At 50.7% G+C, this 14,547-nt stretch carries 12 protein-coding genes; all 12 read right to left on the bottom strand.

Annotated elements, in window-relative coordinates; genetic code table 11:
* Window positions 1-17: 17 nt before the first annotated feature.
* The 12 genes from ACTRDR_RS04980 to ACTRDR_RS04925 all read right to left on the bottom strand — a co-directional run bounded on the left by ACTRDR_RS04980 (window position 18) and on the right by ACTRDR_RS04925 (window position 14,543).
* The gene (locus ACTRDR_RS04980) at window positions 18-383 is read right to left on the bottom strand and encodes a cysteine-rich VLP domain-containing protein (protein ID WP_005933796.1); all 366 of its coding nucleotides are present in this window, start codon (window positions 381-383) and stop codon (window positions 18-20) included.
* Window positions 380-592, bottom strand: coding sequence for a transposon-transfer assisting family protein (locus tag ACTRDR_RS04975; RefSeq protein ID WP_005933795.1), 213 nt, complete (start codon window positions 590-592; stop codon window positions 380-382). Before ACTRDR_RS04975 ends, ACTRDR_RS04980 begins: the two co-directional genes overlap by 4 nt.
* The gene (locus ACTRDR_RS04970; protein ID WP_117767613.1) at window positions 589-1,533 is read right to left on the bottom strand and encodes a hypothetical protein; all 945 of its coding nucleotides are present in this window, start codon (window positions 1,531-1,533) and stop codon (window positions 589-591) included. Before ACTRDR_RS04970 ends, ACTRDR_RS04975 begins: the two co-directional genes overlap by 4 nt.
* Window positions 1,534-1,536: 3 nt before the next feature.
* On the bottom strand, window positions 1,537-5,409 hold the full coding sequence (locus tag ACTRDR_RS04965) for an antirestriction protein ArdA (RefSeq protein ID WP_440526373.1): 3,873 nt from the start codon (window positions 5,407-5,409) through the stop codon (window positions 1,537-1,539).
* Between the two features lie 217 nt (window positions 5,410-5,626).
* The gene (locus ACTRDR_RS04960) at window positions 5,627-7,717 is read right to left on the bottom strand and encodes a DNA topoisomerase 3 (protein ID WP_054344402.1); all 2,091 of its coding nucleotides are present in this window, start codon (window positions 7,715-7,717) and stop codon (window positions 5,627-5,629) included.
* Between the two features lie 15 nt (window positions 7,718-7,732).
* On the bottom strand, window positions 7,733-7,918 hold the full coding sequence (locus ACTRDR_RS04955) for a hypothetical protein (RefSeq protein WP_015529206.1): 186 nt from the start codon (window positions 7,916-7,918) through the stop codon (window positions 7,733-7,735).
* Window positions 7,915-8,640, bottom strand: coding sequence for a DUF4366 domain-containing protein (locus tag ACTRDR_RS04950; protein WP_015529207.1), 726 nt, complete (start codon window positions 8,638-8,640; stop codon window positions 7,915-7,917). The genes ACTRDR_RS04955 and ACTRDR_RS04950 overlap by 4 nt, the downstream gene beginning before the upstream one ends.
* The gene (locus ACTRDR_RS04945) at window positions 8,630-8,899 is read right to left on the bottom strand and encodes a DUF4315 family protein (protein ID WP_005933780.1); all 270 of its coding nucleotides are present in this window, start codon (window positions 8,897-8,899) and stop codon (window positions 8,630-8,632) included. Before ACTRDR_RS04945 ends, ACTRDR_RS04950 begins: the two co-directional genes overlap by 11 nt.
* Window positions 8,900-8,930: 31 nt before the next feature.
* Window positions 8,931-10,718, bottom strand: coding sequence for a CHAP domain-containing protein (locus tag ACTRDR_RS04940; RefSeq protein ID WP_439362997.1), 1,788 nt, complete (start codon window positions 10,716-10,718; stop codon window positions 8,931-8,933).
* 152 nt (window positions 10,719-10,870) lie between these two features.
* On the bottom strand, window positions 10,871-13,300 hold the full coding sequence (locus tag ACTRDR_RS04935) for a VirB4-like conjugal transfer ATPase, CD1110 family (RefSeq protein ID WP_035394372.1): 2,430 nt from the start codon (window positions 13,298-13,300) through the stop codon (window positions 10,871-10,873).
* Complete coding sequence (locus tag ACTRDR_RS04930) at window positions 13,248-13,652, bottom strand: PrgI family protein (RefSeq protein ID WP_105309320.1); 405 nt, start codon at window positions 13,650-13,652, stop codon at window positions 13,248-13,250. The genes ACTRDR_RS04935 and ACTRDR_RS04930 overlap by 53 nt, the downstream gene beginning before the upstream one ends.
* A gap of 21 nt (window positions 13,653-13,673) precedes the next feature.
* Window positions 13,674-14,543 carry a VirB6/TrbL-like conjugal transfer protein, CD1112 family gene (locus ACTRDR_RS04925; protein ID WP_015529210.1) on the bottom strand — a complete coding sequence of 290 codons (870 nt, stop codon included), beginning with the start codon at window positions 14,541-14,543 and terminating at the stop codon, window positions 13,674-13,676.
* Window positions 14,544-14,547 lie beyond the last annotated feature (4 nt).

Raw genomic sequence — 14,547 nt, 5'->3', positions numbered from 1 at the left:
CAAGGCTTTTTTTGCCCTTATCGCGTAACCGCCGCACGCCGTTTCCTCATGCGCTCGGCTGCCTGTCTGCGGGTAATCCGCTTCCGGCAGTCCGGGCAGTATTTGACGCTGTTCGATTTTGATACAAAGAACGTGCCGCACTCGGTACAACGCTTTTTGTCCTCTGTCTTGAAAAGCTCTGCATACAGTAGCTTATCAAGAGGAAGTACGGCAATTTGAAACCACTTGCATAAAAGCGAACAGGAAATGAGCTGCGGGCAGACACATTCCTCCCCGTCGTCCAGTAAGATACAGTGTCCGCGCTCGCAGTTGCAGCACTCCTTTTTTACAAGGCTGTTGACTTTTCGGCTCTGTGGCGGCGTAAGCCGCTTACCCCCGGTCATACTTCATCAGCGGCGAAAATGGCAAGCTCCGCATACTCGTTTTCTGTTAGCGGGGAAATTTTCTGTAAGGTGCGTTCTGCAAAGGGGCGCATATCCTCGTCCATGAACGGCAGCGCAGCCGTCATATTTTCCATAAGCTGTGCTTTGCTTCCCTCATGGTAAATACTCAACAGGTTCATTTCTTCAACGGTCAGTCTAATCATGCTCATACCTCCAATTCGTGATGTTTTGATTTTGCTGTCTTTTTCGGGACTTTTGGGGATTTTTCTGTTTGTAACTGCGCCCGGACAGAGGGAGGGGACTGTTTCATCTCTTTCTTCCTCTCGCTTTTATCTATCAGCGCATAAACGCCATGCCTGCCCTCCAACGTAGATAAGGAAAGGCTTTTGTAAGGGAGCATGGAAAGCAGCCGTTCCATATCCTTATCCGTTGCCAGTGGAACAAAGTAGGGAGAAAGTTCTACCGCACAATGGGTCTTTTCGGGGCTGTCCGGTTCTCCAAGCCCTTTTACATTTTCCACAATCCGGCGGGCTTCTGTTTCAATCTGTCTATCATGCAGGGCGGCGATATGTAACTGAAAATCCCTCTGCGTATGCGGTGTTCGTTTTTTCTGCTGTTCCCTCAAAAGGCTTTTTAAGGCTTCCGGGTCGTTTGGCTGTGCTTCAAAACGTATAAACTTTCCAAGTTGCGGGTCAGTGTCCCCGTCAAAATATTGTCCGGCAGGCTTTGTCAGCTCCCCATGCTCATAAATCAGCGTGTAGTTGTCGGCAGGGATTGATTTTTCGATTACTTCCCGGAAATGCTGCAAATAATCCAGTTCATAAAGATTGCCCTTGATTTTTTCCTGCTCTGTGCCTGTCAGTTCCACCGCATAGGCAAGGATAGTATCGCGGGTCTGTTCCCCGTAAAACCGCCATGTATTATGCTGCCTTGTGTCCTTTAGAAAAACGTCCCGTTCCCGGAAGCAGCACGTCCCGGACGGGCGGGAAAACCACAAAAGCCGTTTGTCCTCCGGGATAAGGCTTACCGCCGCTTTCCGCAAAATCTGTTTGTCTATGTCAAAATCGCTCTGATAAAAAGCGGTGTTCTGTTTCATTATGGCTTCAAGGGAAGCAATAACGTCCACATTTTCAAATTTTTGTAACTTCATAGGTCAGCTCCTTTCCAAATCCTGTGTTTTCTGTCTTGCCTGTTTCTTCGGTGCCTGTTCTTTCGCTGCTTTAAGCTGCGCCCGGATAGAGGACTTTTTCTCCGGCTCTGCCTGTTTCTTTTCTGCTTTGAGGGCTTCGGCGTATTCTGCAAGGGAAATCTGTCCTCCGGCTTTTGCTTTTTCTTCCAGTTCCGTAGCGGTCGGGGTGTTGTTTATCTGCCCGTCAATCATGTTGTAATTCTGCTCGGTGGTCTGTTCGGCAGCTTTCAGATAATTTTCCGGCTGCAAAAACTCCGGCACGTCCTTATAACCGAAGCTGTCTACATAGTGGGCGGTGTCCTGTCCGTTCTGATGAAGTACCACCACGTCGGAAACGGAAAGGCTGTGTCCCTTAAAATCTTTCGGGTGGTCGATATTAAAGCGGGTGTAAATATCTTCAAGGGAAGTCCCCGGCGTAAGAGGTGCGGAATAGACAAGTGTATAGTTTTTCGCGTCTACCCGGTGTCCGGCGGCAATCAGACGGTCGTAAGGCTCAAAACGCAAGTCCCTTGTTTCGTCCCCGCCTTTTATCTGATAAATGGAAAAGGTGTCTTTATCCTGTGGGGCTTCCTGCTCCGGCTGCCCTTGTGCGAATTGTTCCTGTGTAGCTACCTTTTGCGCCCGGATATGCGCCCGCTGTAACTCGGTAGGCTTTTCCCCGGTAAGAGGTGCAATCGCCTTGACATAATCAGCCGCATAATAGGCGTTACTGGTAAGCTGCCGCTGCCATACCCCGGCTTTTGGCGACCAACGGAAGCCGTTGCTTTTTAAGGCTTCCCGCGTAGCTTCGTCCGGCTTATCCTCAAAGAAGATTTGCAGACGGTTCGCTTCGGTGTTTGCTTCCACCTTGCCGCCGTCGAATTCCCAACCCACAAAACCGATTTCTTTTTGCTGTGAAAGGGATTTGATACGGTCTTTCACGCGCCGGATTTCCGCGCTGTTGTTGGATAACGCCCAAGTCGCAAAGGGCTTGTCCCCCAAATGCCAACTGCTCGCCATGTCCGCTTTTAATTTTTCAAGCTGTTCCGGCAACAAATGCGGGCAGCCGTCAAGGGTCTTGTGCTTACGGTAATAGGCGTTTACGGCTTTCATGGTTTCCTGTGATTTTTCAAGGCTTTCCAGTTTCTTTTCTAACTTCTGTACTGCCTGCGGGTCGTCTGCACTGATACCGCCCATGCCGGTACTGCGGATTTTATCAAGAAGTCCTTGTATGTCCTGCCATTCCCGGTAATTGCTGTCGCGGGCTGCGTTCTGCTTTTCTTTCTTCCTTGTGGGGAAGTTAGAGCCGCCCGCAATGAGGATAGAAGGAACACGCGCGTCAATCTCATAGCCTTTGTTCATGTTCGCCGCCAGTTTCCGGGCGTAGGTGTCAAGCAGGCTGTCGATTTTCTCATGGTACATCGGGTCTACCCGCTGTTTCTGCCTTTCTGCAAGCTGTACGGCTTCATCTACATAGTGCCTGTATTCAGCCGTCGCGCTGCCTTGCTTATAATCGAAAAAACTGTTTGCGTCCTTTGCACGTTTGGCGGCAGCTTCGTTGATTGTGTAATAAGGTGCGGCGGGTGCAGCTTGTTCCGGCTGTGGTGCTTCGCTGCTTGCGCCTGTATCAGCTTCCGGCTCGGTCTGTGCTTCTTTTTCCTGTACCGGGGCTGTTTCTTCGGGAAGCTCCGGCGCGGCTGCTTCTGCTTCGGGCTGTATGGTAGCTTCCTGTGGGGTCTGTGCCTGTTCGGTGGTCTGTTCCTTATCCTGTGCCTTTTGGATTTCTGCAAAATGTCCGTCTATGGTATCAATCAGACTTGCGGCGGTGCTGCGGATTGTTTCAAGAGAGCCTTTCAGTTCTGCAAGTTCTTTTCCGCTGCTCCACCCGGCGATATATCCAAAGGAATAGTCCGACGTATCAAGCCCGTAGTGTTGGCAAACGACATAGGCGACGCTTTCTGCCTGTACCTCGCGGGTGCGGCGGTCGGGACGTTCCGGCGCGTCTTTGTCTATGTCATGGAGTGTCGCATGGGCAATTTCATGGATAGCGGTCTTGATATTCTGCAATTCGTCCATGCCCTCGTTGATGAGAATACACTTTTCCTCATAATTGCAGCGTCCTTTTATACTGCCGCTTAGTGCTTCAAATCCCATAGCAAAGGGGGAAGTTTTTTCAAGGGCAGCGAAAAAATCCTGATACTGTTCCACGTCGCCCGTAAGCTCCTTTATCCCAAGGTCGGGCAACTCCTTACCCTCGGTCTGCGACACGTCAAAAACAGATACCACACGAAAGGCGGGGATTTGGATTTCCTTTTCCTCGGTAACGGCTTTCCCGTTCTTATCGAAAACAGGCTTTTGCGTGTCCGGGTCGATTTTTTCCACCTGTTTCTTAACGGTAAAGGGCGTGGGCGCAATTATCTTGATAGCTTTTTCCCCCGGCTTTACATGGCGGTCAAATTCCTTTTCCCATTGTTTATAGCCTTTTACAAGGTTGCCGCCCTGCATGGCGATAAGGATTGTATTGTTTAGGCTGTAATCATGGAATTTAGACATAGTACGCAGATAGTCGGCGTAACGGTCGCTTTCATAAATCCCCAAAATGCCCTGTTCCAGTCGGTCGGTAATCTCTTTCATTTTGTTGGCGGGCTTTTCGGAAGATAGGATAATCGGGAGAACCGGGGGCTGCTCTGTGGCAGTGGTCGGTATGGCTGCGGCAGCGTCAAGGTCTGCCTGTTCCTTTTCCTGTACTGGCGGCTGCGGTGTTACCCGATATTCCTCCGGCACGTCCCGTCCGTCATACCACTGTGTAAAGGTGTTGCGGTTGTTGTAGATATATCCCTGCTCGGTAAATCTGCCCCCGTCATTGATAGCAGCGTCCCGCCCGTATTCCTCATAGAGAAAATAGTTTTTTGCTTCTTCCGGCAGCTCCAACTCGTCCAGTTCTTCAATCAGATAATGCCCGTAATCTTCCTCGGTTTTTACGGACGGATAAATCCAGTAACAGTCAAGATTTTGTGCAAGGTTTATAATGTCCTGCAAGTCCCTTGTATGGTCGCCGTATGTGATAGCCGCAGCAAATTTTTCCCGGTCGTCGTCAAACTGCATTTTCAAAAGCTCGCCCAAATAGTTCAGTTCGTCAAGGCTTTCAAGCTCGGTCAATTTCCCTGCCAGTCCCGGAATAGAGGACTGATATTCTGTGATGTGCAGCTCCCCGTAGTTTTTGCCGTCTATCCCGATACGGTCAAAGACTTCTTTCAAATGTTCAGCAGTCGTGGGGAATGATACCCATTCGCCCGCAGGTCTGCCCTCGGTGTACTTTCCAAGATTAGAAAGATACCCGCTTAAAATCGTTTCTTCCATGCGCTCACTCCTTTCTTTCTCAATCATGCGGTGCATAAGCTCGTAGTCCTCCATGCTCATGCTCCCGTCAAATAGATAGGGGTCGGGTTCTTCGCCGCCCCGGTAGGCTTTTTCAGAAAAAGGCAGCCCCGCAGCGTGGGCGGCGGCTCTTGCTTCCTCGATAAGCTCCGGCGGCAGCCTGTCGTCGTGGGCTTCGATAAATTCCCCGATATTGCTATATCCGTTTTCGTAGTGGCGGCGCACCCCGGCGGTCAGTTCGTCAAGGTTCCTGTCCTCGCCAAGATAGCCGGAATAATAGCCGTTTACCACAACGGCGGCAGGGTCAGCCTGTTTGATTTCTTCCATGCGGCTTCTGTCCTCCGGGTAGAGAATATCGCCCATTTCAAGGTGGAAATATTCCGCGTTCCAAGAACGTCCCGTTTTCCAAAACGCCACCCAAGCGATACCGTCCCTTAATTCTTCTTGATAGTCTTTTACGGTGTCCCGTAAATTTGCCATGTGTAACCTCCTTTCCCAAAGGCAGCGCGGACGCTGCGCTTTCCAGTTTCATCATTCAGTACCCCGCGCCCGCGTTTTTGCCAAAGAGTTTAGATATTTTTTCAAGATTTCAGAGGGTTTGGGAAACTTCCCAACAAGCAAAAATCCCCGCCGTTCTCGGTAGAGAAAGCAGGAATTTTACGGAAAAGGGTACTCTTTTCCTATGCTTGCTATTCAGTTATTTTTTCTTCGGAAGCTCCACCCGGTAGTTGACATATTTCCCGCCCGTATCAGCCAATACGATAGTTCCGTCGTAGGTCTTGCCCGTCTTTGGGGAATAGAGCTTTTTCACATTTACCTTGCCGGATTGTAAGAGCGCGGCGGCAATCTTCGGGGTAAAGGTTACTTTTCGTTCTTCAAAGAAACGGTCATTTTTCCACATGGTAAAGATACATTCCTTATTGCTGCAATAGTAATTCTTCTTGCCCTCATAGACAGGAGAACCGCAGCGGGGGCAGCTTCCCAACGCTTCCCGTTCCGGCTTGAACATCTGCGCTTTATCATCAGAAAGAAACGGGTACGTCTTTACCAGTTCCCGCGCCATATTCTCAATACCCTCCATAAATGCGGCGGGGTCTGCCTTGCCTTTTGCAATCTGTGTCAGATTGTTTTCCCATTCTGCGGTAAGCTGCGGGCTTGTCAAGGTGTCCGGCAGGACGCACACAAGGTTGATACCGTCCTTTGTGGGAAGTAGCTGCTTGCCTTTTCGCTCCACAAAACCGCCCTTTACCAGTTTTTCAATGACGGCGGCGCGGGTGGCGGGAGTTCCAAGCCCTTTGCGTTCTGCGTCCGGGTCGGTGTCCTCGCTTCCGGCGTGCTCCATAGCAGAGAGCAGCGACGCTTCGTTGTGAGGTTTTGGCGGTGTTGTGTCATGTTCCGTTACCGTTGCCGCCGGATTTTCAAAGGTCTGTCCCTCGGTAAATGGCGGCAGGGTCTTTTCTGTGTCGCTGTCTGCGTCGTCCGTTTCGGGCTTGTTCTTTAAGGCTGCCCGGTAACGGCGGTCAATCTCTTTCCACCCGTCGTACAGCACTGTTTTTCCCTTTGCGGTAAAGGACTGTCCGGCACATTCAAATGTAGCCGTAACCGCTTCAAAGGTATGTACTGCGGCGGTCGCCATGAGCAGACGCGCCCCGGCAAGGGTAAGGATATTCCTTTCGCTTTCCGGCAGCGCGGCAAGGTCGGTCTTTGCAAGCTCCATAGTCGGGATAATGGCATGGTGGTCTGATACCTTTTTACTGTTCAGCACTTTTGCAAGCTCCGGCGCAAAGTCCATGCCCGCCATAAAAGAAAATTTCCCACAAAGCAGCTTGATAATGCCCGCCGCTGTGTCGCCCATGTCGTCGGTCAGAAATGCGCTGTCGGTTCTCGGATAAGTAAGCAAACGCTTTTCATACAGGGCTTGTGCAAGGTCAAGGGTCTGCTTTGCGGTATATCCGAACAGGCGGTTTGCTTCCCTCTGCAAAGAAGTAAGGTCAAAGAGCTTCGGCGGGGCTGCGGTCTTTTTCTCTTTCACAAGGGAAGTACAGACTGCTTTTGACGCTTCACAAGCAGCTTTCAGCCTGTCAGCTTCGGAACGGTCAGACAGTTTTTCGCTTGCAGCTTCCGCGCCGGATAAGGACAGGCGCACATGATAGTATTTTTCTTTCTTGAACGTGGTAATCGCCGCGTCCCGGTCAACAAGCATTTTTAAGGTCGGGGTCTGTACGCGTCCCACATTCAAGGTATGGTTGTAAAGGACAGAAAAAAGACGGGTGGCGTTGATACCGATTAGCCAGTCAGCCTTTGCCCTGCATAATGCGGAAGCAAAGAGCGCGTCGTATGCTTCGCCGTTCTTCAGATGAGAAAAGCCCTCTTTGATAGCAGCTTCTTCCATTGAGGAAATCCACAAGCGGCGCGTGGGCTTCCTGCACCCGGCAACTTCGTAGACAAAACGGAAAATGAGTTCTCCCTCGCGCCCCGCGTCGCAGGCATTGACGACTTCGGAAACGTCTGCCCGGTGCATAAGTTCCTTTAAGGTCTTGAATTGCTTTTCCTTGTCAGAAGCAACGGTGTACTTCCATTCCTGCGGCAAAATCGGTAAGCTGTCATAGCTCCACTTTTTATACTGCTCCCCGTAGGCGGCAGCTTCGGAAAGCCCTACCAAATGTCCCACGCACCAAGAAACGATATAGCCGCTTCCTGTGAGAAATCCGTCTTTCTTTTCCTTTGCCCCAAGTACGGCAGCGATTGTCTGTGCCACACTGGGCTTTTCTGCGATAACTAAAATCAATGATAATTCCTCCTTTTATCGTTCGGTCTGTCGTTTGTTTTCCAGTTTTCTCATACAGTACCCCACACAAGGGGACTGCCCCTTGTAAGGGCAGCCCGCGCAGCGTGGGGAAGAAAGCTCCGGCGGGGATTTTTCCCGTTTGCCATAGTCCGGCTTCTGTATCATCATCTTTTCAAAGGGATTGTCGGTAAACAGGGTCATACTTCCTCGTCCTCCGTTTCTTCCTCTTTGGAAACTTCCCCGGTATCTGCTTCCGGCTCGTCCTCGTCGTAATCCTCAAAGTCAAAATCTTCAAGGTCGGTGCTTCCTTTCACGTTATGCTTCGGTTTTACAAACTTAAAGTAGTAGAACGCCGCGCCGCCACCAAGCAGCACAAAGAGGACTAAGGCAAGCACCGCGCCGGGATTGCCGTCTTTTTCTTTGGGTTCTTCCGGCTGCTCGGTGGGTGTTGGCGTGGGTTCCTTGCCTGTGCAGCCTGTCAGAGTAGTTGCACATACCGGGCAGGACGTATTTACCTTTCCGACTTCGCATTTTTCCGTACAGTTGCAGACTTCCGGCTTTTTCGTGGCTTCCCCGGTTTCGGTCAGTGCCATAAGGTCGGCTTCGTCCACTTGATTAAGGAAATGTACGGTCTGTTCCCCCTCGGCTGCCCGGTCAATGAGGATATAAAAGTAGTTGCCGCCTTTGGTGGTAACAGTGATAAGCTGCTTATTGCCGCCGAAATCGTCCACCAGTGTTGCGTTGCCCTTTGGGGTAAGGGGCGGCGTTTCCGGTTCTTCCACCACTACATTGCTGTCGTTGGTCGCGTCCTCTGTGGGTGGCTCTGCGGCTGTTCCCTGCGCATAGGCAGGGACAGAAAAACCGCCCATAAGGATAAGGGCGGCACAAAGGGCAGTCATGGTCTGTTTGAGTTTATTTTTCATCTGCATTGTCCTCCTGTTCTTCGTAGTCTGCCGCTTCGGTAGCGGGTGCGGCGTTCATGCCGGGAATACCGCCGCCGGACAGCATAGCATTTAATTCCTGCGGGGTAAGTCGCATAGCGCGTACAAGCTGCACGATTTCAAGGTTTTCCGCTTCGGTTTTCTGCGCTTCCAGTCCTTTTAACTTGTTCTGATACTCTGTGATTTTCTCGCGGGTCTTTGCGATTTCCTTATTGATACGGTCGATTTTGTTGTTTGCCATAAAATAAATTCTCCTTTCTTTTCGGGGCTGCTTACCAGTTCATCAGCCCGTAGCCTTTGATACATTGATAGTTGAGGTCATAGCTTTTAATCTTGCAGGCGTCGCCGGAATTGCCCTCAACGGTATAGACGCGGCTTCCGTCCCTGCCAAGCACAAGCCCCACATGGTCGGCAACGCCGTCTAAATCCCAGTCGAAAAAGATAGCGTCGCCCGGTGCGATATTCTCATAGCCGCGTGCGCCCCATTGTCCCCTTGACTGGAACCAAGGAACGCCCTGCCATTCGCAGCCCGCAAAGCGGGGTTCGCTTTTTCCGGCTTGATTGTAGCACCATGACACAAAGCAGGCGCACCATTCCACGCGGCTGTTAAAGCCGTACCAAGACCAGTAAGGGTAGCCGCCCACGTTTCCGACCTGCTGTTTTGCAAGCTCCATAAGCTCCGGGTTTCCGGGACGTGTGCCGTTTACAAACTCCACGCCGCTTAAATCCTCGGACGGGCTTCCGTCGGGAGAGCCGCCGCCAAAAATCAACGGTTTGTTGCCCTGTGTCTGTAAGTACACCTTGAACATTTCAAACTGCTGTGGGTTCAGCAGTTCTTCCGCAAGGGAAGCAATCGGCTTGTTTGTCAGTTTCACATTTAAGATACGGTATTCGTATTCTTCCTCGTTGCCCTCCTCGTCGGTGGTGGTGCGTATCTCGATTTCTTCCGTCAGCGTCAAGGTGTACTGTAAGCCGAACAGCCGTTTTAGCTCTGCCTGTGCGCTCTGCGGGGTGTAACTCTGCAAAAGGGCAGTCAAGTACGACGCTAATTCGTGGGGGTTATGCCCGATAGTATCAAGGTCATAGCGGTATTCATCATAGCCGCTGTGGGTGCTTTCGATATTGTCAATTTCCTGTTGCAGCTCATTTTCCATTGCAGCATAGCTCTGTTCCGTTGCCACAAGGTCGCTGTCCTCGGACGTGTAGGAAGTCCCTAACACGCTGTTCATGCTGCCGGAAAACATTGCCCCACAAGAGGAAAGCCCTACGGATACCATGATGAACAGAAGCAGCGCGGCGATAGCGATTATCACGCCTGCCGGGTGTCGTCCTGCAAAGGCAGCCGCTTTCTTTGCTGCTGTTTGGGACGCTCCGGCGGCAGCTTTGGCGGTGGCTGAGCCGCTTTTCTTTACGGTTTTTGCATACTGGCGTTTGATTTTCTGTTTCTGCATGAACCGGGAAAAGGGATTGCTTGTAAGCTGCGGGTTCTCCTGCAAGGCTTTGTGATACTGAAAATTGACGTTTGCCTTAAACGCTGCCTGTTCTGCCTTTGCCGCTTCCCGGTAGGGTTTCAGCTTATGGCTGCGGTAGCCCTGTTTTAATTTTCTTGTCCCGTACCTTGCGCCGCGCTCGGCAAGTTCCTCCGATTTGTGCGCGCCCTCCACACCGGAATTATCTTTCTCGACGCTATGGATTTTGTTGTGAACAAAAATACCCGCTTCCTGCGCGGGGTGGGATAACGGGTTACTGTGGGCTTTGCCGCCGGGTATCGGCTTTTCCTGTTCTTCAAAGCGTAAACGGGTCTTTGCCTTTCCGGTGGTTTCCTCAAAGGTGCGCTCTTTTACAAGTTTCTTCTGCTTCGGGAGAGCTGCCTTTGCTGCGTCCAGTTTGTCGGCTGCTTTTTCCGATTTTTTGATGTAGGGTTGCAGTTTTGGCGTTTCCCGTTCCTCGTCGGTAAACTGCAAGCGTGAAGTGGAAGTACGCAAAACAGCCGCTTCCTGTGCTTTCTTGACTGCCTTTTTGCTTGCCTTTCGGGTATGGGCTGCGTCAAGGTGTTCCATGACACGCTCTGCGGTAGCGGTGTCCGGCTGTGAAAAGTCGCTGTCTGCTTCCCGGCTGCTGATACGCTCGGCAGTCTGCTGTGTTTCATTGATTTCCACCGCACCGTCGCGGGTCATTTTCTGCGTGATTTTATCGCGTGGTTTTAACTGTTTCATAGGCTGCTCACTTCCTCCGGCTTCGTCGTCATAATGCGGTAAAGCTCGGTATCTTTCGGGAAATGGTCTACAAAGGGAAGCACCACATTCCCATAAAAGATAAGTCCCTCGCCTGCTTCGGTGTGGGTTACATACTTCATCTGCTGTGGGCTGATATTTAACTGCTTTGCAAGGATAGCCCGGTCGCCCTGTGCCTGATTGAGCATGAGGACAAAATCAGAGTTTTCAAAGATATTTTCCACCTCGCGGGAAGCAAGCAAGTCCTTAATGTTCTGCGTGATAGCTGTGGGTATGCCTCCCCATTTTCTAAAACGCTTCCAAATCTCCACACTGTAAGCGGCGGTCTGTTCCTCTTTTAAGAGCAAGTGAAATTCGTCCATATAGTAGCGGGTAGATTTCTTTTCTGCCCGGTTAATGGTAACGCGGTTCCATATCTGGTCTTGCACAATGAGCATACCTAACTTTTTGAGCTGCTTCCCAAGCTGCTTAATGTCAAAGCAGACAAGGCGGTTAGAAAGCTCCACATTCGTTCTGTGGTTGAATACGTTAAGACTGCCGGAAACATACAGCTCCAATGCCGCTGCAATGCGGGCAGCTTCCGGCTCCGGCTGTTTTAACAGCTCGTCGTAAAGGTCGCCCAAGATAGGCATTTTTGCCGGGTCGGGGTCAGCAAGGTAGTCCCGGTACACATTCCTTACGGCGCGGTCAATGACGGTCTTATCAACGGGCTGCAAGCCCTCCTTGCCGCCAATGACAAGCTCGCAGAGGGACAGGATAAAATCACTTTTCAGTGCAAGGGGGCTGTCGTCCTCGCTGTAATTAAGGTTCATATCCATAGGGTTCACATACTGGGGCTTGCCGTCCATGCCTTTCCCGGTCGGGGATAAGCGTATCACTTGCCCGCCAAGCCGCTTGACAAGGGCAAAATACTCGGCTTCCGGGTCGCAGATAAAAATATCATCGTCAGTAATGAGAAAGGCGTTTGTGATTTCCCGCTTTGCCGCAAAGGATTTTCCGCTGCCCGGTGTTCCCAAGATAAGCCCATTCGGGTTTTTAAGCTGCTTGCGGTCGCAGAGTATCATGTTGTTGCTTAAAGCGTTCAGCCCATAATACAGGGCAGACCCGGTCTGAAATAGCTCCTGCGTGATGAACGGGATAAAAATAGCGGTGCTTGATGTGGTAAGTCCCCGTTGTATCGGGATAAGGTTCTCCCCCAAAGGGATAGAGGACATCAGCCCCGCTTCCTGCTGATAGTCAAGACGGGTCAGGGCGCAGTTGTATTTCTGTGCAATGCCCGCCGCCGCGAAAATGTCATTTTCCAGTTTCCGCTTCGTGTCTGCCATGTTTACCACAAGGAACGTGAGAAGAAACATTCGCTCGTTGCGGCTCTGTAAATCCTGCAACAGGTTCTTTGCTTCATTTCCAAAGGTGGCAAGGTCGGACGGGATTATATCCATATCGTAACCGCTTCTAACCGCTTTTTTCTGTTCCTCAATCTTCATCTTGTCAAGGTCAGTGATTTTGCGCTTAATGGTCTTGATTGCTTCCGACTGGTCGATACTTTTAATGTGGAGATTGACAATAACGCCTGTTTCCAAGTCCAACATATCCGCTAAGATACGGTCGTTTAACTCCGGGGCAAGGATTTCAAGGAACGATACCGCCCCCGTCTTTTTCCCCATAGCAAAGTAGCGTCCCTCCCCGAACTTGAAAGAGGACGGGGCGATAAAGTCCTTTGTGGTAAGCCCCGTCGGGGTCAGCCAGTCATAAGAGAATGAGAACGGCTCGCCTGCCGGGTGGAATACCCCATGCAGCACCTTTAGGCGTTCATAGCCGGATAAGGGGTGCGCCGATACCCCAAGCACCTTAAAATTATTGAGTACGTCTGTTTCAATACGGGAAAGCCGCGCCCTTGCTGCCGCCGGATTGTCCGCTTCAATGGAAAATGTGATGTACTTATGCTTGACAAGCCCGTTGTTCCCTTTGGCAAGCTGCGATTTCAGCATATCGGAATACTCAGTGCGGATAGAGTTAAAATCGTCATTTTGCAGCGGGATATGGATTGCCAGCGCTGCCTGTTCCTGCTGTGAGCCTTGATTGATGAAAGAAAGCTGCACGTTCACGCTTGCGTCAAAGTAGTTGAGAAAATCGCACCAGTTTTCAAAAATGGCGGTCTTATCGTCTGCCTGTGCAAGCTGATAGTTGATGTCCTCAAAGGCAATGCTCTTTGAATATTTCCGCTGTGCCACTTTGCAGATACCGTCCGGGTACATGGCAAGGTAGGGAATGGTCTGCTGTGCGGTGTGGGCTTTGCCGTCCCCCTTTGCCTGCCGGATAACCGCCGCTATCTGTTTCTTTTCCGCGCGGGTCAGCTTACGCCTGTTTCCTGCGGCTTCCCGCGTCTTTTTTGTCTGTCCTTTTGACAATCGCTGATACCTCCTTTTCTAATGCCCGCTGTTTCTCCAAGAGTGCATACAGGTTTTTCGTCTGATACGGTCGCACTTTGGGGCGGGTCAATTTTGTCTGAATGATGTTCTTTACAACCACTTCAAGGGGCTGCCCATGCTTTTCATACATGGCAACCAAGAAGCAGGGAAGCATGACGACAATCATTGCCATTGCCGCAAGGCTCGTCCCTGCGCTGTCTTTGAACAAAAAGAAAAGTGGCAGTCCCATAAGAAGTGCCACTGAAAAACAAAGGATTTGCCGCTTTGTCAGATTGAAAGCGACTTTTGTTTTGACTTTGGATAAGTCTTTGGGTACAGGTACATACGCCAAGAAAAAACCTCCTTTCTGCCCTTAGTGGGCGTTGAATATAGATTTTGCCAGTGCGCCGGATTTGAACAGGGAGAAACAGAGGATAACGGTATAGGCTGCAAGGGAAAAAATCGCGCTGTGCAGGTTGTCCGCTAAGACCATTTCGCCTACCAAAACCGCATAAATGCCGACGCATATCATAATGAGGAAGCCTTGAAAACCAAGTGCAAACAGCCCCTTTAGGTAGTTGTTCCCAATCTGTCCCCATTCCCGGTTTGTCATGGTGGCAAAAGGGATAGGGGAAACGGAACAGTAGGCGTATATCTCAATCATTCTGCCGTAGAGGATAACGGTTATCAGTACGGACATGATTTTCATACAAAGGCTTACAAGGCTCGTTTCCATGACAAGTAACAGTAGTTCGGGGATTTCCATATCTTTTAGTCCCTCCTGCATGGCGGCAAGGGCTTCGGTTACGTCGATATTCGTATCGCCGCCGATTACCCCCGCCGCGCCGGACACAATATGCTGCGCCATATCAAACACCGCCATAGTAATATCAAAGGTATGTGTTACCAAGAAAACGGCAACAAAGGCTTTGAAAAACCACTTAAAGAACATGAATGTGTCAACGTCGTGCATATTGTTTTTTTCCGTTACCATGCTGATAAGCTCATAACAGAGGACATAGGTAATGACAAGCCCCGCAATGGGTACAATCACATTTTCCGACAGATTTTGTATCATGTTGAAAATGTTTGCGTTCCACCCCTGCGGGGTCTTGCCTACCTCCGCTGCAATGGTGCCTACTTTTTCGTTTACGTCCCCGAACATCGTTGACAGATTACCGTTTATCGCGCCGATAAGGATTTCCTTTATCCATTCGTTAATCGCGTCAAGTATGCTCTCCATAGGC

The organism is Simiaoa sp. (genome assembly GCF_051972595.1).
In the GTDB taxonomy this organism is placed as follows: domain Bacteria; phylum Bacillota; class Clostridia; order Lachnospirales; family Lachnospiraceae; genus Acetatifactor; species Acetatifactor hominis.
This window is presented reverse-complemented; position numbering and strand designations above follow the sequence as displayed.

Bases quoted from the DNA above. Each gene is read 5' to 3' on its own strand.
- ACTRDR_RS04980 (WP_005933796.1), bottom strand. From the start codon at position 383: ATGACCGGGGGTAAGCGGCTTACGCCGCCACAGAGCCGAAAAGTCAAC.
- ACTRDR_RS04975 (WP_005933795.1), bottom strand. From the start codon at position 592: ATGAGCATGATTAGACTGACCGTTGAAGAAATGAACCTGTTGAGTATT.
- ACTRDR_RS04970 (WP_117767613.1), bottom strand. From the start codon at position 1,533: ATGAAGTTACAAAAATTTGAAAATGTGGACGTTATTGCTTCCCTTGAA.
- ACTRDR_RS04965 (WP_440526373.1), bottom strand. From the start codon at position 5,409: ATGGCAAATTTACGGGACACCGTAAAAGACTATCAAGAAGAATTAAGG.
- ACTRDR_RS04955 (WP_015529206.1), bottom strand. From the start codon at position 7,918: ATGACCCTGTTTACCGACAATCCCTTTGAAAAGATGATGATACAGAAG.
- ACTRDR_RS04950 (WP_015529207.1), bottom strand. From the start codon at position 8,640: ATGAAAAATAAACTCAAACAGACCATGACTGCCCTTTGTGCCGCCCTT.
- ACTRDR_RS04945 (WP_005933780.1), bottom strand. From the start codon at position 8,899: ATGGCAAACAACAAAATCGACCGTATCAATAAGGAAATCGCAAAGACC.
- ACTRDR_RS04940 (WP_439362997.1), bottom strand. From the start codon at position 10,718: ATGGAACACCTTGACGCAGCCCATACCCGAAAGGCAAGCAAAAAGGCA.
- ACTRDR_RS04925 (WP_015529210.1), bottom strand. From the start codon at position 14,543: ATGGAGAGCATACTTGACGCGATTAACGAATGGATAAAGGAAATCCTT.